The 25,209-nt window shown below is 60.9% G+C and carries 20 protein-coding genes; 2 read left to right on the top strand and 18 right to left on the bottom strand.

Going from position 1 to position 25,209, the window contains the following annotated elements:
• Positions 1–186 precede the first annotated feature (186 nt).
• Positions 187–1,350 carry an AGE family epimerase/isomerase gene (locus tag HEQ72_RS05595; RefSeq protein ID WP_168022820.1) on the bottom strand — a complete coding sequence of 388 codons (1,164 nt, stop codon included), beginning with the start codon at positions 1,348–1,350 and terminating at the stop codon, positions 187–189.
• A 562-nt stretch (positions 1,351–1,912) separates the two neighbouring features.
• Here HEQ72_RS05595 and HEQ72_RS11595 point away from each other — a divergent pair.
• Positions 1,913–4,774: a M10 family metallopeptidase C-terminal domain-containing protein gene (locus tag HEQ72_RS11595; RefSeq protein WP_168022819.1), complete on the top strand. Its 2,862-nt coding sequence runs from the start codon at positions 1,913–1,915 to the stop codon at positions 4,772–4,774.
• Between the two features lie 1,529 nt (positions 4,775–6,303).
• On the top strand, positions 6,304–7,458 hold the full coding sequence (locus HEQ72_RS05585; protein ID WP_168022818.1) for a tyrosine-type recombinase/integrase: 1,155 nt from the start codon (positions 6,304–6,306) through the stop codon (positions 7,456–7,458).
• Between the two features lie 104 nt (positions 7,459–7,562).
• On the opposite strand, the gene HEQ72_RS05580 is transcribed toward HEQ72_RS05585, so the two are convergent.
• The 17 genes from HEQ72_RS05580 to HEQ72_RS05500 form a co-directional block, all read right to left on the bottom strand.
• Positions 7,563–9,539 carry a restriction endonuclease-like protein gene (locus HEQ72_RS05580; RefSeq protein WP_168022817.1) on the bottom strand — a complete coding sequence of 659 codons (1,977 nt, stop codon included), beginning with the start codon at positions 9,537–9,539 and terminating at the stop codon, positions 7,563–7,565.
• A 1-nt stretch (position 9,540) separates the two neighbouring features.
• Positions 9,541–11,553, bottom strand: coding sequence for an McrB family protein (locus HEQ72_RS05575; protein ID WP_168022816.1), 2,013 nt, complete (start codon positions 11,551–11,553; stop codon positions 9,541–9,543).
• A 21-nt stretch (positions 11,554–11,574) separates the two neighbouring features.
• A complete protein-coding gene (locus tag HEQ72_RS05570; RefSeq protein WP_209316198.1) occupies positions 11,575–12,582 on the bottom strand; it encodes a DNA-methyltransferase in 1,008 nt (335 codons plus the stop codon).
• 59 nt (positions 12,583–12,641) lie between these two features.
• Positions 12,642–12,836, bottom strand: a complete 195-nt coding sequence (locus HEQ72_RS11800) for a ribbon-helix-helix domain-containing protein (RefSeq protein ID WP_168022815.1) — start codon at positions 12,834–12,836, stop codon at positions 12,642–12,644.
• Between the two features lie 393 nt (positions 12,837–13,229).
• Complete coding sequence (locus HEQ72_RS05560; RefSeq protein WP_168022814.1) at positions 13,230–13,469, bottom strand: hypothetical protein; 240 nt, start codon at positions 13,467–13,469, stop codon at positions 13,230–13,232.
• On the bottom strand, positions 13,466–14,131 hold the full coding sequence (locus HEQ72_RS05555) for a structural protein P5 (RefSeq protein WP_168022813.1): 666 nt from the start codon (positions 14,129–14,131) through the stop codon (positions 13,466–13,468). Before HEQ72_RS05555 ends, HEQ72_RS05560 begins: the two co-directional genes overlap by 4 nt.
• 42 nt (positions 14,132–14,173) lie before the next feature.
• A complete protein-coding gene (locus HEQ72_RS05550; RefSeq protein WP_168022812.1) occupies positions 14,174–15,331 on the bottom strand; it encodes an SPASM domain-containing protein in 1,158 nt (385 codons plus the stop codon).
• 1 nt (position 15,332) lies between these two features.
• A complete protein-coding gene (locus tag HEQ72_RS05545) occupies positions 15,333–16,355 on the bottom strand; it encodes a radical SAM/SPASM domain-containing protein (RefSeq protein ID WP_168022811.1) in 1,023 nt (340 codons plus the stop codon).
• 6 nt (positions 16,356–16,361) lie between these two features.
• Complete coding sequence (locus tag HEQ72_RS05540) at positions 16,362–17,246, bottom strand: hypothetical protein (protein ID WP_168022810.1); 885 nt, start codon at positions 17,244–17,246, stop codon at positions 16,362–16,364.
• Positions 17,247–17,257: 11 nt separating this feature from the next.
• Entirely contained in the window at positions 17,258–18,328 is a 1,071-nt protein-coding gene (locus HEQ72_RS05535) for a hypothetical protein (RefSeq protein WP_168022809.1), read from the bottom strand.
• Between the two features lie 12 nt (positions 18,329–18,340).
• The gene (locus tag HEQ72_RS05530) at positions 18,341–19,522 is read right to left on the bottom strand and encodes a hypothetical protein (RefSeq protein WP_168022808.1); all 1,182 of its coding nucleotides are present in this window, start codon (positions 19,520–19,522) and stop codon (positions 18,341–18,343) included.
• 4 nt (positions 19,523–19,526) lie between these two features.
• Positions 19,527–20,018 carry a hypothetical protein gene (locus tag HEQ72_RS05525; RefSeq protein WP_245184179.1) on the bottom strand — a complete coding sequence of 164 codons (492 nt, stop codon included), beginning with the start codon at positions 20,016–20,018 and terminating at the stop codon, positions 19,527–19,529.
• Between the two features lie 9 nt (positions 20,019–20,027).
• Entirely contained in the window at positions 20,028–22,523 is a 2,496-nt protein-coding gene (locus HEQ72_RS05520) for a phage tail protein (protein ID WP_168022807.1), read from the bottom strand.
• Positions 22,421–23,980 carry a hypothetical protein gene (locus HEQ72_RS05515; RefSeq protein ID WP_168022806.1) on the bottom strand — a complete coding sequence of 520 codons (1,560 nt, stop codon included), beginning with the start codon at positions 23,978–23,980 and terminating at the stop codon, positions 22,421–22,423. Before HEQ72_RS05515 ends, HEQ72_RS05520 begins: the two co-directional genes overlap by 103 nt.
• Positions 23,970–24,386 carry an NlpC/P60 family protein gene (locus HEQ72_RS05510; protein ID WP_168022805.1) on the bottom strand — a complete coding sequence of 139 codons (417 nt, stop codon included), beginning with the start codon at positions 24,384–24,386 and terminating at the stop codon, positions 23,970–23,972. Before HEQ72_RS05510 ends, HEQ72_RS05515 begins: the two co-directional genes overlap by 11 nt.
• Entirely contained in the window at positions 24,386–24,853 is a 468-nt protein-coding gene (locus tag HEQ72_RS05505; protein ID WP_168022804.1) for a DUF1833 family protein, read from the bottom strand. Before HEQ72_RS05505 ends, HEQ72_RS05510 begins: the two co-directional genes overlap by 1 nt.
• Positions 24,850–25,206: a hypothetical protein gene (locus tag HEQ72_RS05500; protein ID WP_168022803.1), complete on the bottom strand. Its 357-nt coding sequence runs from the start codon at positions 25,204–25,206 to the stop codon at positions 24,850–24,852. The genes HEQ72_RS05505 and HEQ72_RS05500 overlap by 4 nt, the downstream gene beginning before the upstream one ends.
• Positions 25,207–25,209 lie beyond the last annotated feature (3 nt).

Here is a 25,209-nt window from a genome sequence, read left to right as displayed (position 1 = left end):
GGAGGAATACGAGCAGTAACCCAACTATTCGGGTATACGGGTTACCATGCTCTCACGCAACAATAAAGCCGCAGAAATGGTCAGCAATACTGGCCATTCGCATGGCCCTTGAAACCATAATGAACCGCAACCAAGGCGCTGTAAACGCCATGCTGGCAGAACTAGGCCCATATCCTTACGAAAGCATCAAGGGGAAGCGCGCCCCAGATCATACACTCCGCGACCGCCCGCCATACGCCCCAGCTCCTGCCAGGCCGTTGCCAGATGATAGCCCGTACTGGCACGCAGCGTTTGATCAAATGGCTCAAGGGAGCGGCTGCACGCTTCAATCCAGAAGCCACCCGGGCGCAAATAGGTGCGACCAAGAAAATCCAGGAATTCCTTTTCCTGCCCCGGTCGCAGAACAGCCAACGCCTTGAGCAATTCAGTCAAGGGCCAGATGCGCTTTCCCTCGTCCGTCACACGACCGTGCGCATCCACACTGTTGAAAACGCCACCGAACGCACGATCAATCCCGCACGTCATGCCACGTTCCAGAAGGTCATGAGCCTGGTCCAGCCAGCGTTGCTGCACAGGACCAGGTTCGTGGAAGCGCACCGCATATTCATGCAACAACCAAGCCCACTCGAACTGATGACCCGGTTCAATCTGGGCCCGGGCCGCAAGCTCGGGAGATCCGTCTTCCCCAAAGTATTCCGCAACCATTCCGGCCTGGGGGTGCAGAAGCGATGGAAACAAAGCAGCCAGATGGTGAGCCATATCGGCATCCTGACTGCGACCCGAAACCAGGGCAAAAGCCATAGCAGCCTCAAACAGATGCATGTGCGGGTTTTGCAACAGGCGTCTGTCTGGCCCTGATCCATCCGGGTCTGCCCCGGCTGCAAACCACGAACAGTCGGGAAGAGTAAACAGCGTCCGGATGTCATCGATTGTCCGCCGCGCCAGGAACAGTGCGCGATCATGACCAAGAAAAGAGGCCGCAACCGCTGTCGCCAGAACAACAAAGGCATGGGCATACAAATCCTTGCGCCGGTCCGCAGCCTCGCCATCCGGCATGATACTGAACCACCATCCCCCGTTCAGGGGATCGGCATACAGGGTGTCCAGTCTCTCCAGAAGACGCCCCCCCTGATCACGACACAAGACGGGATCAATCGCATACAAGGCACAGCGGACATAGAGCTGGCGGCACAAAGCCATCACACGACGGGGCGTCTGACAGCGCGGTGTACCGTCTTCCTCCAGGATCTCGACGGTTGACCCTGTTTCCCTGTCCCATCCGGGCCCCGCCCAGATATCAAGATGACCAGCCATAAAAGCCCTGTCGAGAGAACGTACAGAAAGTGTCATCAGAAAAATCCGGTATCTGTAAAAGAGGGCAACAAAGGCCGGGGAGAAGCCCGAACGCAACAACTTTACACCATGACACTGCGCTGTCGCAGGACAAACCTTGCATCACCGGATCACGATACAACCGTGATCAAGAGACGCCAAAAAGATAAGAAAACAAAATATGTCAACAGCAGGACAAGTTATCGACTCATTCATATCAATGCTGAATCCGCCCTGATCAACAAGATGTATGCATAATAAAAATGAAAAATTTGGCAATGGGTTAGTTAAACTTATTATTTCTGCTACAAAATAGTTAAAACAAGGTCGCATGCCCATGGAGCAGCAGGTCAGGAGATGGTTCTTCTATCTCCTGACGGTGAGGGCTGTTTCCTGTAGCGGGGCTGTGTCCAAAAAAAGAGCTGATAAACCCATGCCAACAGAAGTGGAAATCCACCATCTGTTGCTTACACCCTGATGACACGGGGCCGTCGCGGTCTGGCCCGGGTTAACCTTGCTCGCATCTCTTCACCATCCATCAGCAAGGCAACGCAGGCTCCCAGCCACGCAGGAGGGGACCATGAAGGAATACAGAGACACACCAAATATGAAAGAGATCTTCAGCGGCCCCGGATGGAATGATTCGGTGTCCTACGAAGACCGGCATGAGCCAATCAGGGTCGTCCTGCGCGGAAAAGAAAAAGCGACGGTTTATGTCAATGGTGTACCGGAAGATACGGTGAACAGTGTCGAAGGTGTCTACGGCAGTCAGGGCAATGATCATCTGACAGGTGACGAAGAAAGCAACGTTCTCAAGGGCGGCCCGGGCAACGACACACTGGATGGCGGTGCCGGAACAGACTGGGCCTGGTACGACGAAAAAGCGGAACCCGTCCGGGTAACACTGCAAGGATCGCAAAGCGCAACCGTGTACGTAGGTAATGTTGCCGAGGACACTATTCGTAACATCGAGAATATACGCGGCGGCTGGGCAAATGACGAACTGACAGGAGATGAAGGCAGCAACGAATTCCGGGGAGGTGGCGGAGAGGACTTTCTGGACGGGGGAGACGGCAACGACTGGCTTCGGGGCAATACCGGCAATGACGTCCTCTATGGTGGGACCGGAGACGATACCCTGGATGGCGGCAGCGGAAATGATGTTCTCGATGGTGTTGCCGGAAACGACACACTGAAGGGCGAACACGGTCATGACGCGCTGGACGGTGGTGATGGAAATGATTTCGCTGACTACACAGACAAGACAGCTCCTGTTCGCGTGACACTGCACGGTGCGCAGGATGCCGCCGTATATGTGGGGGGCATCGCCGAAGATACGGTCCGGAATATCGAGAATATACGCGGTGGCTGGGGAAATGACCAAATCACCGGAGACGAAGGCGACAACACCCTTCTGGGCGAAAGAGGCAATGACTTTCTGGACGGAAGGGATGGGCACGACATTCTGAACGGTGGTCCTGGTGTCGACACCCTGCACGGCGGCGCCGGAGATGACCACCTTGAAGGGGGAAATGGAAACGATTTCCTGTATGGCGGCGCAGGCAACGACATTCTCAGGGGAGGTCCGGGCAAAGACAGCCTGGATGGCGGCGAAGGCAACGACCTTATGTCCTACAGCGGGAAGACCGAACCCGTACGGGTCACGCTGCTGGGGTCACAGGAAGCAACCGTTTACATCCATCGCTGGGCTGAAGATACGGTCAAGAATATCGAAATCGTGTACGGAGGCTCTGGTGACGACGTGCTGACAGGGGATGAAAACGACAATACTTTCCGGGGAGGAAGAGGCAAGGACAGCCTGGATGGAGGATCTGGCACAGACTGGGCCTGGTACGACGGAAAGACAGCACCTGTCCGGGTAACACTGCATGGATCACAGGACGCCACTGTGTACGTGGACGATACAGAGGAAGATCGCATACGGAATATCGAGAACATCAAAGGAGGCCACGCGGGGGACCAGCTGACCGGGGACGAGGAAGATAATACGCTGGATGGTGAAGGTGGAAACGACGAGATCTGCGGTAATGCCGGGAATGATCGCCTGAATGGCGGAGAAGGACAGGACTGGCTGAAAGGTGATGGAGGAAACGATATCCTGACCGGGGGACCAGGTGCCGACACCCTCCACGGGGGCCCCGGGGCCGATGTCTTCCTCTACACCACGACAGCCGAAACCCATGGTGACCGAATCCTGGATTTCCAGCCGGGGGAGGACCGGATCGATCTTTCTGAAACAGGGCATATCTTTTCCCTGCTCGGAGATCGACCTACACCGGGATCCCTGTGGACAACCTTGGAAGGAGAGGATCTGATCCTGCGGGGTGATACAGACCACGATGTCAGCACGGCTGAAGTCGAGCTCAGGCTTATGAACAACCCACTCCTGACAGCAAACGATATCGACGGAGTTAACAACACCCTGACCATAAACGGGAATCACCTGAATGCTGCGGAAACAAAGGAAGACGTCATCCTTGGGCTTTCGGAGTTCAAAGGACTTAACAAGATTTCAGGTGGAAAGGGTAATGATATCCTGAACGGCAGCACAGGAGACGATATGCTCAGGGGTGGCTCTGGTGATGACACCCTGAATGGCGGTACGGGAAGCGATACGCTGCGCGGAAACAATGGTAACGACCACCTGAATGGTGGAGAGGGGCGGGACTGGATCAGAGGAGGAAATGGTGCTGATACCCTGCATGGAGGACCAGGTGCCGACACCCTCCACGGGGGCCCCGGGGCCGATGTCTTCCTCTACACCACGACAGCCGAAACCCATGGTGACCGAATCCTGGATTTCCAGCCAGGGGAGGACCGGATTGACCTCTCTCAAACAGGATACATCTTTACCCTCCTCGGAGATCGACCTGCGCCGGGGACACTGTGGGCCACCTCGGAAGGAAAGGATCTTGTCCTGAGAGGTGATACGGACCTTGACACCAGTACAGCCGAGGTCGATCTCAGACTCAAGGATAACCCCCTGCTGACGGCCAGAGACCTTGTGTTAAGGAACGCGCCTGATGCCATGCCGGCTGACATGCCGCATGAACCTGAAGATACTCCCGTCATCACATCTGACAACGCCGACAGTCCGAGGGTAGCTTATCTCAGGGTATCTCAGGAACAAGAGGGTATAGCGAACCGGGAAGATCATGGTCCAGCCCGGACCACAAACGCGCACGACATGGTTCTGGATTTCAGCACCAAACAAAATGATGCCATACAGACCGCACCCACCCTCCCCGAGATCCATACGCACCAGAAACCAAACTCTATGCAGCCTCCATCTATCCGGATAGAAAAAGCAGATAACAGCATAGTCTTGTACTTCGATACAGATGGAAACGCTGAAACAAAAGGCTTCAGCATTACACTAACAGGCATTGGATTCAGTGATGAAGGAACAATATTATTATAACTATATAAATAAAACTTCATTTAATTTGTAAAATACATGACAATATTTATTTCATTTTATCAAAAATGAATATTGATATTATTAAACGAGAATGATAATTTATTATGTTTTCTACCGATTAAAAATGCCAAAACTCCTCGATACCGGAACACAAAACCCATTGTTTAATATGAAACAGGCAAATATCAGGGAGAGCCACCTGAACATTATCAATCTGAATTCCGGTCCGAATTGTAGCCTTATGCGTTTGAAGGCAATGGAAAAATATCCTTTGCCCTGCTCTCGGCTGTACAGTTTCTCCCGCCTAGTAATACACATTTGATGTTCTGGTGGTCGATGAAGCGTCACAGATCCTGCCTGAAGACGCGTTCGGTGTGATCATGCGTACACGAGTCGTGAAAGGTAACTGCCAACATCGTTTTTCGATCGTCTGGTCAACGACGTGGATAACAATGACGACGAGGGGAAAATAATTGTTACCGGCACATCTGCTGCCGATATGGAAAGTACCCTGTCGTTTTGTGAAGCGCGGGATCTAAAAAAGGAATGGTATTATCGTTCCCGCGAACTATTGCCGATATTGGGTTAATAATGAAGAATTTTATGGTGACAAGCTTGTCTTGCCTGCTCTCAACCCTGCAGCTCGCTCCTGACATTGGCCTGAAGCTCCGGGAGTTTATACTTGTAGTGACAGTGGCCTTGAACGTCAGGGAAGAAACCGCGAAGCCTTCGTTGAGGCTGTCATCAAGCGTGCCCACACTTGGCCTGAACTTTTGCTGATACTGTTCAATGAACGTGACGTAATCCTGAATTAAGTGCGCTACGGCCCACAGGAACCCAATGGAGACATGATCACCATATTCTTTTTGGTCCATCAAGAGGGTGAGAAGCGGCGGCTGAACGTACCTTCTTCCCCGCAAGGGGACCCTTTGCTTCATTTGATTCCGGTGATACTGGCCTGTCGCGTTTATCCCGTGAATAATCCTGAAGCGGTTCCTGGCTTTAGCTAAAGCTGGATCATAAAGTCCCGGTTTAAGCGGGACATAGCAACCTTAATTCGTTTTTTGATATTAGTAGACGTACAAGTTTTTACGACGGTTTCCGACACTTGCGAATGTGATGGCATAATAGCCACCCAAGATCTAAATCTGATGCAATTCCCTAGAATTGTAGGACGCACCCATCATAACTCTCAAGCAAGATCTTTGTCTGACATCGTGAAATTACATTCACTGCAAACAATTGAGTTCATATTTTTTGGATGAGTCTATATTTTTGGTTGCGGGGGCAGGATTTGAACCTGCGACCTTCAGGTTATGAGTGGAAGGAAAGCGATTGCGAAGGAACACGCGGAATTTCTTTTTTCTTCGTATTTTCAATGACTTGGTTGACTTAGAGCGGGACGTCCCACACTCTGATTTTCGCAGGCACGCGCCGCGACTTTCACCCTCTTGCTTCCACAGTGCTTCCACGGGCGGGGGTAGCGGGTGCCTGGAAGCAGAGTGAGCATCAACAGCGGATCGCGGGCCATGCCGAAACTGACCAAACGCGTGATCGACGCCGCCGAGATTCAGGCGGCCGAGTATTTCATCTGGGACGACGAACTCCCAGGCTTCGCTCTCCGCGTCCTGCCCAGCGGTCGCAAGGGATACATCGTCCAGTACCGGGCCGGGCGACGTTCCCGCCGAATGAGCCTCGGCCCTAGCACCGTCCTGACCTGCGAACAGGCGCGCACCCGCGCCATCGGCATCATTGCCGCAGCCAGGAACGGCGATGACCCTGCCGCCGAACGCGACGCCGAAAGGAAGACGATCACGGTCAAAGAACTGGCCGAGCGCTTCGACAAGGAGCACGTCTCTGTCAGGGTCAAAGAAACCACGGCGAAGGGTTATCGCCGTCTCATCGAGCGGACGATTCTGCCAGCGCTCGGCCGGCATCGGGTCACCGAGGTCACTCGGGCCGACATCGCAAAGCTCCACCACGACCTGCGCCACATCCCCTACGAGGCCAATCGCTGCCTCGAAGTGATGTCCAAGATGTTCAGCCTCGCCGAGATGTGGGGCTTGCGCCCGGACGGGTCGAACCCGCGCAAGCATATAAAGAAGTATGCCGAGGAGAAGCGGGAGCGCTTCCTGAGCCCGGCCGAACTCAAGCGGGTCGGGGATGTCCTGCGGGAGATGGAGGACGAGGGGATCGAGCTTTCATCGGCGATCGCGGCGGCGCGACTGCTGATCCTGACCGGTTGTCGGCTTGGCGAGATCATGACGCTCCAGTGGGAACACGTGGATATCGCCGGAAAGGCATTGCGCCTGCCGGATTCGAAGACTGGCGCCAAAGTCGTCCATCTCGGGCAGCCCGCGATCGACGTCCTGACCGGCATCAAGAAGGTCGACAAGAACCCCTGGGTGATCGTCGGCACCCTCCCCGGCGCCCGGCTGACCGATCTTCAGCCTTTCTGGCAGCGCGTTCGAGCCCGCGCCGGGCTGAAGGACGTCCGCATCCACGATCTCCGGCATACGTTCGCATCGACCGCCGTTGCCTCCGGCCAGGGGCTGCCGATGATCGGCAAGCTGCTTGGCCACACCCAGGTCCAGACAACCGCCCGGTACGCCCATCTCGCAGCTGATCCGGTGAAGTTGGCGGCCGACGCGATTGCAAATACTATTAGCCAGGCTCTGGGCTGAGGATGACCCTTAGACCCTGTAAAACTACACCTGCAAATGCCAGATTTCGCGATGTCTGCTGCCAATCGCGGAAGGGCGGCGGGCAGACACAGCATCTTGAAAGTCTAGGGCGTCACCCCGAACCAAGCCTGCTCTTCAGCATATGGAACATCATTGCTGATCGCTTCCAGGGTCAGCCTCAGTAGCGCTCGAACAGCATCCACCTGCTCTCCTGTCCCCTCTGGGGTCAACGGGAAAGCCCCAACGCTAGGAACAAGCTGACCGCCACTCCCGCCTAGTGCAGAAGGGTGACGAACAAAGAAGTTGGGACTTGGATTGGTTGTTTGTCCGCCCACCCCGTCGCCGGGGAACAGGACATAGGCCCCCCGCGTGCTCAAGATGCCATCCCGATAGGTGTGCATTTTGAATAGGTCATCCTGCTTGTGCACACGCACGAGCTCGGTCTCGTAGTCTGCCGCGCCTTCCACAGCTGTGCCGTTCTCGTCGTCAGACTCAAACATCGCTTCGGCCTGCTGACGCTCCAGTCGGTACTTGGCGTCAAAGTGAAGCCAGTGTGCAGCGCCGGCGGGAGTGCGAACGACGATGCTATAGTCAGGGTCAAAGGCGGCCGTATAGCTGCCGCTCCAGTCTGCACAAGGGGCACGTGGCCGCAAGAACCTCCGATTGTAAAAAAGACTAACCGTCAGGGGGAGTCCTTTGCCGCTGATGAAATCAAAGCGGCACTCGCTCCGCCGTCCTTTGGCAAGCTGGATACGGAGCCCATCCGATGCGACGGTCAAGAAGTTACCCCCGCCTCTCTCTGTGCACAGGCTTTGCAAAATCTCACGGAGGACGAAGAAGCACCAGTACTCATAAATCTGGTTAACCGGGCGGCTGTCGCCCATGAGTCCATCGGCAAGTTCGGAGCCTTGCGACCACGCTAAGTCCAAGCTCATACGCAGAGCCACATCCAGCCGGAAAAGCTCCTTGTAGCCACGCTTGCGCAGCATCGTCTGCGAGTTGGCGGGAATCTGCCCAATGGGTCCGACTTCACGCCATAGGCCGTGCTGTAGCAGCTCATCGAGCTGCAGACGCCACGCCCTCGCCTCCCTCTCCGCCGCTTTGCGCTTGCGCGAGCGCATCCTGCTTTCCAGCCGTTGAGCCAGCAAGTGGCAGTGTTCGAGTAGCGCCTTGGCATAACGGTTTTCCGGCGTGTCGTGAGACTCGAACATCTCCCTCTGTGGTAGTTCGCGGGGGGTGTACCCCCCAAAGAACCGAGCTAGGGGACCGCCGTTGCTGAGTGACGAAACATCGAGATGGTCGATGATAAGGTCCGCCTGCCCCTCCTCGATTTCCTCGATAGACTTAACTTCTAACCGCTCGATGAGCCGCGAGTGCGGAGCCCTAAACACCTCGGCCATGGCAGCTGGAAGCTGGGCGGACGACATCACGTACCGCATGAGGAAATGCAGTGCTGCCTCGTTCCCGGCTTGCTCTTGCGAGAGCCCGAACGACAACGACACCGGCGTGTCGTAAGCCAGCAGCAGTTCCGTCGCCTTCTCTGCCAGGCTGTCGATGAGCGCCTTGAACTCGTCGAAATACCGCAGCTTGCGGCAGACAACCTCGGCACGAAAACTACCGCCCAGCGCTGTCCCAAGCTCCAGCACGCCCGCATGCGACCGCAGCCTGAACTGACCCGTCACCACGGTATGACGCCGCCCGGCCTGTTCGACTTCACGCCAGCGCTTCACCGGCTCGCGTGTGAACGCCGAGGCCAATCGAAGACCGAACGGCCAGGCCGGGTGCTCGGTCGAGCGCTGTGCTGCTTCAGCCAGTGGCAGTGGGATAGTCACATCGACGAAATAATCAGTGTCCTCCCGGAGCTGAAAGGGCTCGAATAGCACGCCGCCCTCACGCCAGCACATCGGAGGCACGCCCCCACTGCTCAACTGACCGGCGTCGACCTCTTCTTCCGCAGCGATCAGCGCAGGCGCATCAAGCAGTGCCGCGAGCGGCCGGCCACGACCGAGAGTGGCTTCGATCTCAAGCTGTATGCCAGAGCCCAGGTCGAACTGAGCGCGATGCAGCGCAACCGGCGACATATCACCTCACAAAGGACACATAGTTGCGAGTGACTAGACGGTCGTGCATTGCGAGCAGCTTCGCCATGCTGAGCTTGAAGGACGCACCGGCAGGCAAGGTCAGGCCCTTGCCTGCTTCAATCTGCACGACGGCATCAACGCCGAGCGAGTACTTCGCAGCCGGTGTGCTCTGCCCATCGCCTCCACCAAGGAACGCAGCGAGCGCCTTCAGGCTGTCGCCCAGAGCCGAACGGTTACCGTGAACCTTCGGCAGGACCTTCTGAAACAGAGCACGGTCAAGCCCATCAACCCAAGTGGCAAGCACGGCGATTGGCGCAGTGCCCATCGCTAGCTGAGCCTTGGTCCAGACAAGCATGTAGCTGTGGACCTCCTTCACGACCCGATAGGCAAACTCAAATCCTGTAGGCGAAAGCAGATGGAAACATCCATCGAGCACTTGCAGAGTGAGCGCTTTGCACTTGGCTAACTCGCCCGCATCGACACCATGCCTGCTGACCAGCGTATCAAGAACGGCCGAAGGGTCACCAAGGCGACCCTCGCCGGCGTCTCTGTCGTCGATTGCCTCGCGGAGCAGATTGTTCGCGTGTACCAAGTCAATAATCGCGTCAGGCGATGCCCCAGCGACATACTGGCTCGGCGCCAGTGCGCGCACCTCTAGGACATGCGCACGGTCGAGCACCTTCGGCGAAAACATGTAGGTCGTCTCATCGACGTTGACTGTCCCCACATAGAAGAGGTTCGGCGGCAGCGTCAGCGCCTGCTCGTTGGTGACCAACAGCCGCGCCGACTCAGCTTCGGGGGAGTCCTTGTCCTCTAAGTCTAAGAGTTCTCTAATCACAGCCAAGCTCTGGCGGTCAACGATAGGTGCGTTGGCCCCGTCTTCGAGGATGTTCGCTGCCTCCATCAGCGACAGGAACGGCGCGAAGTACCTCTCGACGTGTGAGAGATTCATCTCGTCAAACACGAGGAAGTGCGGAATCTTTGTTGACTTTGGATTGCATGCGCGAAGGATGATACGCAGCGTCTCGGTAATCTCGTAGCTCTCGTTTGTCTTGCTGCCGTCGCTGCGGGTCCGCTCGGCTCCGAATGGGGTTCGGTAGCCGAGCAGCTTCTTGGGCGAGGTCCAGTCAGGGCCGATGGCCACAAGCTGGAAGACTTGCCCGTCAACTGCTGCACCATAGTGAGCTTGAAGCTGCTCCGCCAGACGTAGCGTTGCCCGAGACTTCCCGGTGCCGGACGTGCCAGTCATGATGACGAACGGCTTCGCGGCTAGCGCTACTACCAGATCAAGGGAACAAGGGAGGCCGGCCATCGTCACGGCTGGCGATGCCGGTGCCGCAGTCAGGCCCGCGAGGTAACTCGCCGGTGAAGCAGCGCTTCCGCCTAGGTTCTCGTCACCAATGGTCGCGCCAGACGTATCGAACAGCTCCGCGATTTCAGCGGCAGTTAGGCCATAGTCGGCGGTAAAACTTGCTTCTAGCAGCTTGCCCCGGCGTGCTGGGTCCGTTTCGGTCCCTAGGGTCGGCTCAATATCGACATGCCGGTAGTTCCACACGGCGACTTCAGCGAGGTTCGGCTTGCCGAGGCGAGGCGAGTCCTTCAGCAGTAGGTCGGCCAGGTGCGATGTATAACCAGTTTGGAAGCTCGCCTTGCGAGGCTTATCAGTGGATAGCTCAATGATGGCTTGCCACGTGTTGCCGCCAATCGTCGAACCTGTCCCGTTCGAGATGTACTTGCCACTGCGAAAGCCGGCCTTGGTGTCGGCTGAGGCGAAGACGTTGAAAATCGCCTTCTCGGCACCGATTTCTATGTGTCCCGAATCCTCGACAGCGGCGAGCTCACGAGTTGCCTGAATGTAGGTCGGCTCCCCTTGCGTGATGGCAACCTGCGACGCTCCCTTCAGGGCGAGGGTTCGCTTGACAATGAGAAAGTCCAGCAAGGCAGCCTTGCCGCGCGTGTCTGCTAGGGCCTCAATCGCAGCGCTCAGGCGCTCGGCAGTCAAAAACTTTGGCATGTATCCTGCCCTCTCCAGTTATCAGTCCAGCGCGCGCAGCTGCTCAACCATCAACTGACAAAACTCAGTTTTGAGGTCGATACCGATGGCGCGAAAGCCATGCTTCCGAGCGAAGATCAAGCTCGTGCCACTCCCACCAAACGGGTCCAGAACAACTCCACGTCGCGGCGTGGTGGACAGAATAGGTATGCGGACCAACTCCTCGGAGAAGCGCGCCTTGTGCTTATGAATTCTGCGAGCTGGCGCAATTTCCCAGGTATCGGACGGCGGCAACACACTGCCGCTTGGCGACTTCCGGCCGACTGCTCCCTTGTTGAAGTAGTACCATCGTGACTTGACCAGGTGGAAGACGTACTCGTGAGACATCGAGCAGCGGTCGCGCACTTGGTCGGGGATAGGGTTTGGCTTTACCCACACGTTGTCATTGCGGACCAACCAATCCCGGTCCTGCATCGCTATCGCGAAGCGATGCGGAATAAGTAGGAGCTGCTTCGGCTTGCACAGCTCACCGTCGCCGGTGCGGTCTTGTGGCCGCAGGCCAAACCGCCGCGCACTTTGCTTGACCTCACCGCTCTTATGCTCCCCTTTGCCGCTCCAGTAGGTGTCACCTAGATTCACCCAAAGACTGCCGTTCTCCGCAAGCACGGGGCGGCTCGATTCAAAGCACTCCACTAGGTTGGCGATAAAATCGCGAGGGTGTTCCTCAAGGCCGATTTGTCCTTCTACTCCGTAGTCCCGCTGACCGTAGAAAGGCGGAGACGTGACCATGCAGTTCACGATGACCCCCGCGCGCGCTAGATGCCCCATCGCTTCACGCACGTCCATGTTCAAGATCAGAATGTTATCGTCGGCATAGAACGCAGCCTTGCGAAGCTCCTTGTCCGCGAAGGCAGCTTTCGAGGCGACCTGCGGTACCAATGCAGCGTTTGCTTTGGTCAGCGGCTTAACCTCCTCGATGTCCAGTACTGCAGGCTTTTTAGCCTTGCTCGTAGCCCTTCGCTGGGATGAATTCTTTGAGGTCTCAAGCATGGGCGGTTTTCTACTTCCTTGTTCGTCTGCTTGCTTTGACGCGCGCGGCGCTTTGAAGGTCAAGGTCGCGTCTCTAGAAGAGGCTTCTGGTCAGCGATGTATTTCTCGGCAGCATCGCGAATGACCCACGCCACGGAGACCTTCTTACGCTTGGCGATGTCCTGTAGCGTGCTGTACAGCTCCGGAGGGAGACTTGCGGACGCGCGTGTCGCGCGAGGCTTGCCAGTCGGCTTGCGACCACGTTTTGCAACCATATGGCGACATCCTCTAATTTTATGCAGCACCTTACATCAAAGTGACTCAGTATAATGCACTTTTGGGATCTGAGCAATCGCGCCGAGCGGGCGGACATTATCCGGCTTGAAATCTGGGAATCTGGCGGCAAAGCTGCGGCCGGCAAGGACTTCGAAGGGTTTGGCGCACCGCGAGAGCGGCAGTGTCCTCGAACACCTGAACCTGGTAAAGAGGAGGGCAGCCCCAGCGTAACCTACTCAACTGAACTGCAACCCCGCGCCTGATCGCGCATGACCTGGTAATCGGCGAGCATCTGCTCGATAGCTGCCCCAGGCGGCAGCTGCTGCAACTCCCCCGCCGCCCTTGCGAGGAACTCCCGGCTGTACGCCGGGACCGGCGGGCACCCTCCCCCATCAGAACGAGCCGTCTCGCATCCGGCGAGCAAGCTCGTCACGATCGCGAGGACGACGAGACGCGGCATCCAGTTGGTCATGTTGCACCTCGATGGTTCTGCGCATGCGTTCGACGCGCTCCGCATTGCGCCCGGCCTGACGGGCGCCAAGCAGAATTGCGGCAACAGCGCCCATGATTGCGAAGATCGTCGCAAGCTTGAGGGCATAGGGGGCGAGCAGTCGGCCGATGATCGCGATCACCGGAGCCCCCTGCGCCGGTCGTCGATCCGAGCCCAGATCATGTAGGCGATGCCGGCGAGCGCGGCGGCGCCGACCACCCAGGGCGCCACCTGAAGCAGCGACTGCAGCAGCGGGATCGCGGGCTCGACCTGACGGACCGCCTCCGCCGTCAGCCCGAGGACCGTGGCGCCGGCCGCCACCTGTCCGCCTTGCACGGTGCGCGTCTGCGCCAACGGACGCTGAGGAGGCTCGACACCGGCCAGGACCAGGCCTGCTTCGATTTCAGCATCGGTGTAGGGCTGATGGCCGTTCTCGTGGCGGATGATAGCCAAGGTTAGCGGACGCAGGATTGCGTAGTCATGCACGTCGATCTCGTCGTCCGCCCCAACGCCCACACTCGCGGCCACCGCCCGCACATAGGCGCCGGTATCGTTCTCGTTCGGCGGCGCCCAGCGACCGATCATCTGCTTGATGGTCTTAAGGCCGACCCTGTCCTGGTAGGCGATCAGGGTCCGCGCGAGCGCCCGGATGCCCCATTTTGCCGAGGCGAACTGGAAGAACTCTGCATCCGTCTGCTCGGCGGCCAGACCCTGCCAGGGATCGGCGGACCGGCGCAGATTGCCGGGATTGTGGTTGCGAATGCCGCGCGGCAGCGCGCGGCCTCGAGCGATCGAGGCAGTCATGGTCGTTCTCCTGGGATGAATGCCGCCGCGATGGCAGCGGGGTCAGGCGGCGGCGAGTTCCGCCGGCAGCGTGATCACGGGGATACGGGTCGGCAGGCCGTCACGGCGCATGACCGGGCCCTCGATTTCGACGAGGACGAGCCGGGTGAGCCAGTAGAGGGATGCCGCGAGGACGGCGAGATTGTGGGTGAAGCTGTTGTCGCAAGCCTGCCGCCACAGTCCGTCTTCGAGGAAAAGGCAGGCTCCCTGGCAGAGCTGCAGCACCGGACAACTCCGGCACTCGGCGCGCGTCGACCAGTGATGCGCCATGGTCAGACGAATATCCTCGAACGCCTCAATCGAACCGATCCGGTGCTTGGTGGCCGCACTCGTGTTCTGACAGGTCAGGGCATTGCCCTTGAGATCGACGGCCAGATCGGTCGGCCAGTCCACGCCGCATTTCTGACCGAGGGAGGATGCGGGCCGGGCTTGAGCGATCGAACGGAAGAACTCCTCGATCTTCGAGCGCAAGGTCGAGACCGGCATGCTCTCGCCGCGCACCGCCTCCCAAAACACCGATTCCAGATAGGCGCGATGCTCACCCTCGGTCTGGGGCGAGAAGGCGACACCGCCCTGGTCGTAGGGCAGTAGAATTTCCTCGGTGGTGAGCGGAACGTCGTCGACGGGCACGCCCAGGCGCTCGGCGATATGCCGCAGCACTGCGGCGAGCGACGTGTTGTGCTTGTGCAGCACGCAGTTGAACCCGATCCGACCCCAGGGGCGCAGACGGTCGTAGAGCTTGCGGATCGCGGCGCGCTGGTCCGGATCGTCGAGCGGGTCCGGCCCGCGATAGCGCATGGCCGGGCCGTCATGGCTGATGCCGACGCCGAAGCCGAGCTTGTCCAAGAACTCGATCTTGTCGTCGTCGATCAGCACGCCGTTGGTGATCACATTGAATCGGGCCTTGGGATAGGCGGATCGCAGCGCGCCCGCGAGCACGCGGATATCGCGGCTCTTGCGCCCCGGATTGGCCGGAGACACCGGCTCCGCAGGCGTCCAGTCCGGCGGCGACGGGTCGTAGCCCGTGCCGACCGCCCGCAGATCGACGGGCTCGCCGGTATCTTCCCATCGAAGTTCCGAGGTGTGCGGGCGGTAGAGCAGCGCGCGCGCGTATCCGTTCCGGCCCGCCATCGCGAGCCGGTATTCGAGGGTTTCCGTCATGTCAGGGCACCTTGATCTGATTGCGCGCGAGCGCGCCGTTCTCTTGTTCATCGAGCCAGGCAAGCACCCGATGTTTTTCGCGGGCCAGCCTGCAGTCGAGTTCGTGGGTCTGCGACAGATGGCAATTGCCCCGGCACCAGGAGCGCACCGGGCAGGCTTGGCACTCGGCGCTTTTCATCCAGCGCCAGGCATGATCGAGCGCCGCCTTCTCGATCTGATCTCGCGGGCCGGTCTCGTCGAAGAGATGGCCGGTCCGGAAGCCGCGTTTCACACTGTGGTGGCAGGCATAGCGGTTACCGGTAAGATCGACCGACAAATGGCTGGCGCTGTGGCATAGCGGCTCGACGGGAGCCGCCGCGCGCGCCAAACCACGCCGCCATTCATCGAGATGGCCGTCGAAGAACAGGCTGGCATGTCGATGGCCCGCCAGCCGCATCCGCGCCAGCTCCCAGAGGTGCTCGACATGACGGTCGAGGCTCTCGGGCGTGAACCAGTAGCGTGGCGCGCACCCCCTGGTCGTGCGGACCCAATGGGCATAGGGCCAGAACGGTCGGCCGTACTCCGCTTCGAGCCGGTCGAGCTTTTCGAACAGCGGCCAGATGACCGGGTTCTCGGCAGTGAACAGAAAGGAAATGCTCGACCGCTTGAGCCTGCGCACCATGTCCCATGCCGGCTGGCCGAACTCGCCATGGTCGCTGACGACGACGTAGAAGCTCCAGTCGTTCATCGGTCCAATGAAATCCGGTGCCAGCAGACTGCCATTGGTCGTGATGCGCACGAAGTCGAAAGCCAGGCCCGCCCGCTCGAACGCCGTATGAATGGCGCTGATCTCGCGCCAATAGAGCAGCGGCTCGCCGCCCCAATAGTCGATCCGCTTGATCCCTTTCTCCCGGACGAACGGGACGACGCGCTCGACGAAGGGCTCGATCGGATGACGCCGCCGCACGGCATCGGGCGCATCGAGTTCCTGAAGGCAGTAGCTGCAGGAGAAATTGCAGGCATAGCCGAGGAAGATATTGAGCATGGCGGCTCAGACCACGCGCACCGTCAGTTCGGCAACGCTCGTGAAATGCCGGAAACCAACCTTCACCCTGAAGCTGTCGCCGACCTCCAGCCCCAATGCGCCGACCCGGAACTTCGCCTTTCCCTTCTCGGTGGCGATGCGCTGCTTTGGCAGATAGCCGCCAGTCGGCTCCAGATAGAGCTCGGCATCCGCGTCGCGGATTGCCTTGCCTGCCCCATCCACGAGCTGCGCCGTCACGGTGTCATAGGCATCGGGCGCCAGATCGATGGTGTTGCTCGAAAGCGCGATCTCGGCAAAGGGCTTCTGAGCGCCCCGGAGCACGTCCGCATAGGTGACTTCGATGCCGGGATCGAGATTGCCGACGAGGCCGAAATCACGATGCAGCGCCACGCTGAAACTGCAGTCGTCGAAATCGCAGCTCGCAAAGGGGACGTAGATCTGCAGGGCGCAGTTTCGGCCCAGCATTTCGAGCAAGCGAGGTGTGCGCGCTTTGGTCTCCCGGGTCGAGACGAAGCGGTTGAAGGGCGCCTGCGGAACCCCCGCCTGATCGAGTGGAAAAATCCAGTTGGCGCGATCGGACCACTCGCCCCGACCCAGCATCCCATCGAGGTCGAGGCAGACACCGCCCAGTTCTTCGAAGACCTTGTCCGCGAGGTCTGTTCTGAGGAGTTCGCCCGCGATCGGACGACCCGGAAACAAGACCGTCGGCCACGTCGAACCATGTTCCGCCACCAGCCGCTGGGCTTCTTCCTTGGTGACGAGTGCTGCACTCGGGTTCGGCTTTCCGACCTCTTTCAGCGTGCGGCAGGTAACTTTCCGGCTGTCGCGCCTGACGACGACAAGAAGACGGAGCGGCAAATCGAAGAAGTGGCGATTGAACGGTTTGATCACGGCCTATCTCCTCAGTTATCGCCGCAGGCGCAATTGCAGTCGCAGGCACATGCGCAGTTACAATTGCAGTTCGAGTAGCAATTGAAGCCGCCGCAATTGCAGTTGTTGTAGGGGCGCCGGTATTCGCCGCCGCCGATCTGGTCGGCCGCCAGCGCATAGCCGCCATAGACAAAGCCGACCGAAACCGCCGCGTAACTGACGCTCGACCCACCCGCGAAGTCGAAGCCGCTCGGATTGCCCGGACCGAAGCCTAAGCCCCAGGTCCACCAGTTCCCGTTGGGCGGCGTCCATTGGGCGTTGCCGAAGCAATTGCCGTTCGGCAGATAGCCTGTGCAGTTGTTGGCGCGGTCGTCGAAGTATTGGTTGCTGCGATTGAGTTTGCCGATGTCGGTGCCGTCCGCGATCACGAAGCCCGTCGCGCGCGCATTGTCGCCGGTGGCGCCGGAGCGAACATTGCCCGTCGAAACCAGCCCCGGTGCGGTCAACGAGCCGGTCATGGTGTCCCCGGACTTGGCGACCCGGGTGCTGACATCCACACCGGCGCGAATATCGGCGATGGTCTGGGCCGCCAGATCGGCGGTGGCAATCGTGCCATCGGCGAGCTTGGCTGTCGTGACCTGCGCGTCGCCGAGCTTCGCCGTCGTCACCCCACCGTCGGCGAGCTTGGCGGTCGTCACTTGGCCATCGGCAATCTTCGCCGTGGTGACCGATCCGTCTTGCAGCTTCGCGGTCTGGACGGCGGCGTTGTCGATATCGGCCGCCGCGACCGTGTTCTTCACCGCGAGTGCCGCGAGCCCAAGATTGGTTCGGGCCGTCGCGGCATCCGACGCCCCAGTACCACCCTGCGCCAGTGGTACGGGCACCCCCAGCGGGATCCGGGTCCAGGTGACCGGAGATGTGGCCGTCAGCTCGTAGATTTGCCCAAGATCGGTCCTGAAGCAGAACATGCCGACGACGAGATTGGCGCTCGGAAACGTCGTGCCGGAGAAGGCCGACCGGACGGCTTCGTCCCGATCAAGAATGTCCTGGCGGCTATCCCGGACCGCTTTGGTTGCCGGGATATCGGGATAGGTCTGTGCCATTGAAAACCTCGTTCAGTAGCCTTCGGCCGACCAGCTCGCATTGCCGGCGACGGAAGCCAGGGTGTCGGGATTGATGAGCGAGAGCTGGAAGCCGGTCGTAGTGATCGTGCCGATCTGCGGCACGGCCAGGACGGCGCCACCCTTGAAAGTCGCCTGCACTTCCGGCGGTGCATTGAAGGACCGGGCAAAGTAAACAACCGTGCCGCCGATCGGCACGCTCACCGTTCCCCGGTCCCGAACATCGGGCACATCGATATTGAGCCGGGCTTCGGCCAGCGCCACCCGGCTGCCGGTCGTGCTTGGCGATTCGAGGGCAAGACGCAGGAGTGCTCGGGCATATTCGTAGTCGCCCGGCGTGAGATCGCGGAACGGGCCGTAGCCGAGCGGACGGCTCTCGGCGACAAGGGCCGCGAAACCTTCCGCGTCGAGCGGCGTCGACCGAAAGGCGAGATCGGCGATGACCGCCTCGCTGGCCCGCAAGACGCGATCCAGAACTTCGAGCTGTTCCGGGTTCAGGTGAACCACTGCGGTGGATACGCGATCCACGACCGAGAGCGCTTCGGCGATCTGGACGATGAAGCCGATGAGATCGCTGTAGGTCTCCGCCAGCACGAGGGTCTGGCACGCCTCCGGCTGGACGATGACGCGGCGGACTGAAGTCAGCCCAAGGCTCGACAGGCTCGGCTTGATCGCAAACCGCTCTGACTGATCGGCGAGCGATACGGATTCCTGCGATGCCCGCTGTGCCGCTCCCACACGCGCGTCGATGATCCCGAGCAACTCGGCGACGGCTCGAAGCATCCGCCGATCTGCGGCACCGCCGACCCCAAACGTCTCAAAGGCCGGCGTCGGCAATATCTGCTTCGGCGCGGCTTCGGCGATGGCGAAGGACTCCGCGACCTTCAGAACGAAAGCGATGAGATCGATATAGGTCTCGGCCAGCGCCAGCACCTCGGCGCGGGCAGCGATCGCCGTCTGTTGGCGCGCGTCGCCGACTACGAATGCATCGGCTCGAACCGCCAAGGGCAGCCGGGCTTCGAGCGCCGACAGGATCAGCCCGCCGCTTTCGGTAGCGACAAAGCTGGTCGCCGAGGCGTCGGCCCAGGCCTTGCCGCCTTCGGCGCTGTCCCAGGCAAACGGCGATCCGCTCCAGAGATAATCGGCGCCGGGCGTCGTGACGACTTCAACCGTCACGGCATCAGCTCATCGTGAAGGTGAAACGCTGGGTCAGCGTGTCGTCGGCACCCTTGTTGATCACGGCGAAGACCACACGATCCAGCATGGTGCCGGCCGACGATGCGTTGAGAACGCCGGCCTCGGTAATCGCGCCCGTCGCCTCGCCGGGATTGAAGGTCGCCTCAAACTGAAAGACCTTGGTGCCCACCGTGTGCGAGAAGGTCGCGGCCTTGCGTGCGATCTCGGTCTGCAGCGCCGTGTTGCCCGCCGCAGCGGCAGTGATGCCGGTCCCCACGGCGATATGGCTCATGACGCCGGGGCGCCCCGAGGACGCGCCGATCGCCTGCGCTACGAAGCTGAAGCCCGCGTCGACGATCAGGTTGTCTTTCACCCGCAGGATCGCGGTGCCATCCGGCTTGATCAGCCGGGCTTCCATGCGTCCGTGCAGGCAAAAGCGGTCTCCTTCCGCCTTCCAGCCCAGCAGGGCCAGAAGGTCGGCAATGCCGATCTTCATGATGTTCTCCTATGCGGGGTGAAGCTGCGCGCCGGTGAAAGCGCCTAGGGGAGCAAAGGGCTCGGCTCCCGACGCGATGACGCCCGTCTGGATCGAGGCGGCGAACAAACGGCGCGTGGTTGGCGTCTGGCAGATCCCAAACGTCACGAGATCGCCGGCGCGGCGAACGAGCGAGGCGACCACTCGGCGCCCATGGTCATCCTCCAGGGCGAACGCGCCGATGTTGGGCGACCAGATCAGGCGCAGGGTTCCGGCTGTACCCGTGAGCGCGAGATAGACGATCGGCTCGTCGAGCAGCGTGTCGAGCCGAACATCGAAGGTGGTCGAGAACTCCGAGGGAATGTTCACCGGCCACGCCGCCTTGGTGCCACCGCCGACCTTCAATCCCTGATCGAAGCGCGCCGGCGCATAGCTAAGATTGGCGGCTTGTGTCGCCGACGTCCCTTTGACGCCCATCACGTTGCCGGCCAGCCGGAAGCCTTCGATCAGGTCATTGGCGAGCGAAGCCTCGACCGCGATCTGCGTGCGCACCGTTGCCCCATCGACGTCGCCCAGCGGCAGCCAGGCGGACGCGGCTTCCGCGTCGTCCCAGCGGAAGGCGGCCACATCCCAAGTCAGGTCATCGGTCGGCACCGTAGCGATGCGCGCTTCCAGCCAGTTGCGCGCCCGCCACGTCCGACCGAGATCGACCGGGAAGACATACTCGCCACGCGGCAGGTTGGCTCCGCCGGTGCGCGCGAGCGCCAGAAGATTACCCCCGATCACTTCCATGCCCTGAGTCACGCCCGCCCAGTTCAGCGCTTGGCGGTCGCTGGTCAGGATGGCGTTGCGCCCGGTGAGTGGTGCGAGCCGCGTGGTGGAATAGGCGGCCGTGTCGCTGTAGAGGCCCGCGGGCGACACCGCCTTGATCCAGAACGTCTCTTCCGTGGCGTCTCGGATAGGCCAAAGTGCGACGAGATGGTTGCCGGCCGCCCGGCCAACGAAGCGCCCGGTGCCCCAGGTGAGCCCGGCCCGCAACTCGTATTCGACACCGCTGCCATCGACGGGCTCCCAGGATGCCCGGACGTGATCGCCCTGTGGCACGACATCGAACGCCGTCACGCCATCCGGTGGCGAGACGGCAGCCGCGACACTCGCTGCCGTCGGGCTCAGCAATCCCACTTCGTCGATTGCTTTGATGTAGAAGACGCGCTCGGCGGCGTCAGCGAGTGCAACGAACAGCGTCGTTCCACGATGCCGGGTGGTGACGACCGTCCCGGCATCCCAAGAGGCGCCATCGCGGATTTCGTAGCCGACGAGGTCGAGCGCCGAGACCGGCTCCCAACTGAGCTGCACCCCGTCCGCGCGACGCTCGGCGGCAAAGCCCAAGACTGCCGGCGGGGGTGTCGTTCGGCCCACGACCAGATGCCCGGCGATTTCCGTCCAGTCCGACGCGATCCCGGTGCGGCTGACGAAGCGCAGGCGTAGATCGTAGGTGACGCCGTCCTCGACCGGCTGCACGCCGACCACCAGCGTATCGGCTGGCTGGGTGGGCACGGCAGACCAAGGGCTGCTGCTGCCCGATTGGCGGTAGCGGATTTCGATCCCGTCTGGTGGATTGAGAGCGTCGGACGTCGGCGGATAGAGACGCACGACGATATGCGGGCTGGATCGCCCATCGGGTCCGCGCACCAGCACGGTCTCATCCGAGACCACCGACCAGACGACAGGCGCAGGCGGGCGGATCAAATCGATCTGCGCCGGTCGCGTGATGTAGCTGTCGAAGGGTGGGATCGGTCCGGTGTCGGCCTCATGCACGCCGGGAGCGGCCGGGATCAGGATCAGCTTGGCCGAAAGGTTCGGCCCCGGCTCGATGCCCTTCACCAGCATGGGGGCGGCCTCGCGGCCCGCCTCCCCGAACTGGAACAGATCGCCCGGCTCCGGCGCCAGGCTTTCCGGCAGCGCCGTCGCAAGAGTGACATCGCGGCTGTCCCCCGGTGCGGTCACCAGGGGCAGAACCTGACTAGCGCCGTCGGCACGCCGGACCCGCAACGCATAAGTCTTGCCGGCCGCCATGGGGGCCAGCTCGTCGAGCCGCAGGCCGGTCACCATGTCGTCCGTGACGATCAGGCCTTTGACCCGTCCCCATGCCAGTCCGACTAGGATGACGTCATGGGCGAACATGACGAGGTCGCCATCGGTCGCCCGCAGCGCCTCGACATCCTGGTAGATCTCATGGGTCTCGGGACGCAGCCGCCCGACAGCGAGGTGATAGCGCCCCTCCCGCCACGCCTGCTCGGAACGGATGCAGGCCATCATATCGACGGTCTCGAAGCGCTCGGCATTCGCAGCGCTATAGCCATCGGCATAGACGATGCGCTCGTCCTCCTGCCAATCCTTGTCCGGATTGACGAAGCGGACTTTCAGCGCGTGCGGCAGATCGATGAACTGCTTGCGGCCGGTGTAGTTGAAGGAGTTGCGCGGCGTGATGTGCAACACCGGCACGCTTTGCGGCACATCGCGCACGACCGAATGCTTGCCGTCGCGGATGCCGTAGCGCGCCGGCGCAGGATGTCGCAATAGGCCCAGGCGGGATTGCGCGAGAGCTGCCAGGACCAGGAAGCGCCATCCCAAACTTCGAGATAAGACGACGTCAGGCAGCTGATCTGCTGCAGCTGGTTGTTGATCTGCTCATAGGCCTTGAGCCGTAGCGCCACCATGGCGAGTCCGCTCATCGTGACCGGTGGATCGTTGGTGATCGAGCGCAATGCCGAGAGCGTCGAACTGTCGATCAGACGCGGACCGGTCGCGTCAGCCGTCGTTCGACGCAGCCGCACTTCATACTGACCGGCTTCCGGCAGGTCGAAACGCCCGCCACGACGCACCGGCGAGGACGACGCCTCCGTGATCGCGATCTTGCCGACCGCCTCGAAGCCCGCATCGCCGCCCGACTTCCAGGGGATGGCGCTCCAGGCATCGTTCCCGACCGCGCGATACTCGGCGTCGAACTCGACCGTCGCGTTCGAGCGCCCGCCCTGATCGTTGTAGAAGGCGAGCCCGCGATCGAAGGAGATATCGAGGCTGATCTCGCGCGCACCCGGACGCGAGGTGATCGTGCGCCAGCCGCCCGCCGCCGTGAGAGCAATGGAAAGCGGGTCTTCCTCGATACGCTGGGTATAGAGCGTGACCGGTGCGTCGTTCTCCCAGCCCTCGCGGATTTCGACCTCGGCGCCGTCGAAGGCCGAGATCGGCGTGGCCCCGACGCGGATGTCCTCGATCTTGAGGGGGCCATAGCCGACCAGCAGCAGGAGCCGCATATAGCGCTCGTTGCCGATCGTCTCGGTATAGGGCTTGGCCGCCAGAACCGGGAACAGACGCCGCTGGCCGAAGACGCGCGGGATCGCGCCATAGGGATTGAGCCGGTTGGACGTCCCCGTGATCGCATAAGCCGGTGCCGACAGACCGGCGGCATCGGTCCCGCGCATGGCAGGGCTCGGCGTGGGGGCGATCGCATTGACGAGAAGCGAGCCCACCATGGTGATGGCGCCCGCGATCACCAACTTGGTGAGCCCCATGGCCGTGAACACACCGGCCGCGTTGACCGCCGCCACTTCCACGCCAAACAGGGCTGCCGTCAGAGCCGGTGCTGCCCATGCCGCGAAGGCGATGACCGCGATGGCGCCGATGATGGCGAGCGGGTTCTTGCCACCCCCGCCCCCGCCGCCGCCCATGGCGTTGACCCGCACGAAGAGCCGCGCATTGACCTTTGGGCGCACCCGTGCCCACCAGTGGCGCGGCACTTCATCGTCGTCGACGAAGACTTGCAGGTAGGGCCAGTAGCGCTGCGGCAGGTCGGAGGCTTCGAGCATCTGCGCGAGGCTCAAGCCCGCAGGTGCAAACCTCTCCTCCCGCTCGGTCGAGAACGGGCGCGCGACCAGCGTCCAGCGGATCGGCATCTCGCTCTGCAATCCATCAAGCGGCATGGCGGTAGAACCCGAGCAAGCGGCGCTCCCAGCGGGAGCCCGCATCGAAGCGTTCGAGGACGCTGTCGCAATCTTTTTCGATGTGGAGCATCCAGCCGGACGCCACGACGACACCGACATGGATGGGCCGGCCCATCACGCGCAGCAGCACGCCGTCCCCTTGTTTCTCGCTGCCCATGGGGACAGGTGTCCAAAGCCGGATGCGCTCGTCCATCAAGGCGGCAAGCAGATCGCGGTCGTGGCCTGGCTGGTAAGCGATGCCCTCATATTTCGGGACGGCGCCGCCGAAGCGTTCGTTGATCACGAGGCGGAGCAGGCCATAGCAATCGAGGCCCTGCCGATCGCGCCCGCCCTCCTTGAAAGGCAGACCGACATACATGCCGGCCCAATCGGGAAGCTCCGACATCAAAACGCTCCCGGAAAACGCGCAGGCGTCATCTGCTCGCAGACCGGCTCGGAGAGAATGTCTTCGTAGACGAGGTCGCCGGAGATCTCGCCCGCGTCCCAGGTGACGTTGCGCAGCCGCATCCCGGCATATTCGACCTCGATCACATCGGGCTGGTCGGCGAGCACGACTCGCAGCGTGACGCTCGGCGGCTCGGCGATGGTGCGCACCTCATCGACGATCAGCCGCTCGGTATTGTCGATCCGGATCCGGGCGATCATCGGCCGGTCCTGGCTTTCAGGCGGGAGATCGACCTCGAAGGAATAGCCGATGAAGGTCCAGCCCTGATGCACGACATCGACATTGTCGTTGACGACGCGGATCGGCGTACTGAGCCCGCTCGCGTTGATCTCCAGAAGCACCAGCCAGACCTTGTCGGTCGCATCGGCATGCCCGGCCCACGTCGCCGCAGGCGAAATCGTCCTCACGGCATCTGCTCCAGTTTCAACGAGACCGAGAAAAGAACGGCGGTTGCTGCCGAGACGCGGGGCGCCTCCATGAATCGGTACTCCGCAACACCGCCTTCGCGCGGATGCACCCAGTCGAACGGCAGCGCGTCGCCGGCGGTGGTTTCTTCATAGAAGCTCCGCAGCACCGCGACCTGTGCTGCGGTCATCCGAAACGTCAGTTCGATCTGACGCGGAGCCGCCGTAAACCGCCGTCGCAGCTTGGCCGCGCCGGCATCCATCGCCGTGCGAAGCACGGTCTCAGCAAACCGCTCCTGATAGCCGCCGACCGTCGGTCTCTGCGGCAGGCTGCTCGGCCAGACGAGGTTCGACATGCA

The organism is Haematospirillum sp. 15-248, from assembly GCF_012102665.1.
Lineage (GTDB): Bacteria > Pseudomonadota > Alphaproteobacteria > Rhodospirillales > Rhodospirillaceae > Haematospirillum.
Note: the sequence above shows the minus strand (reverse complement) of the source record. Positions and strands in the feature narration are given on the sequence as shown.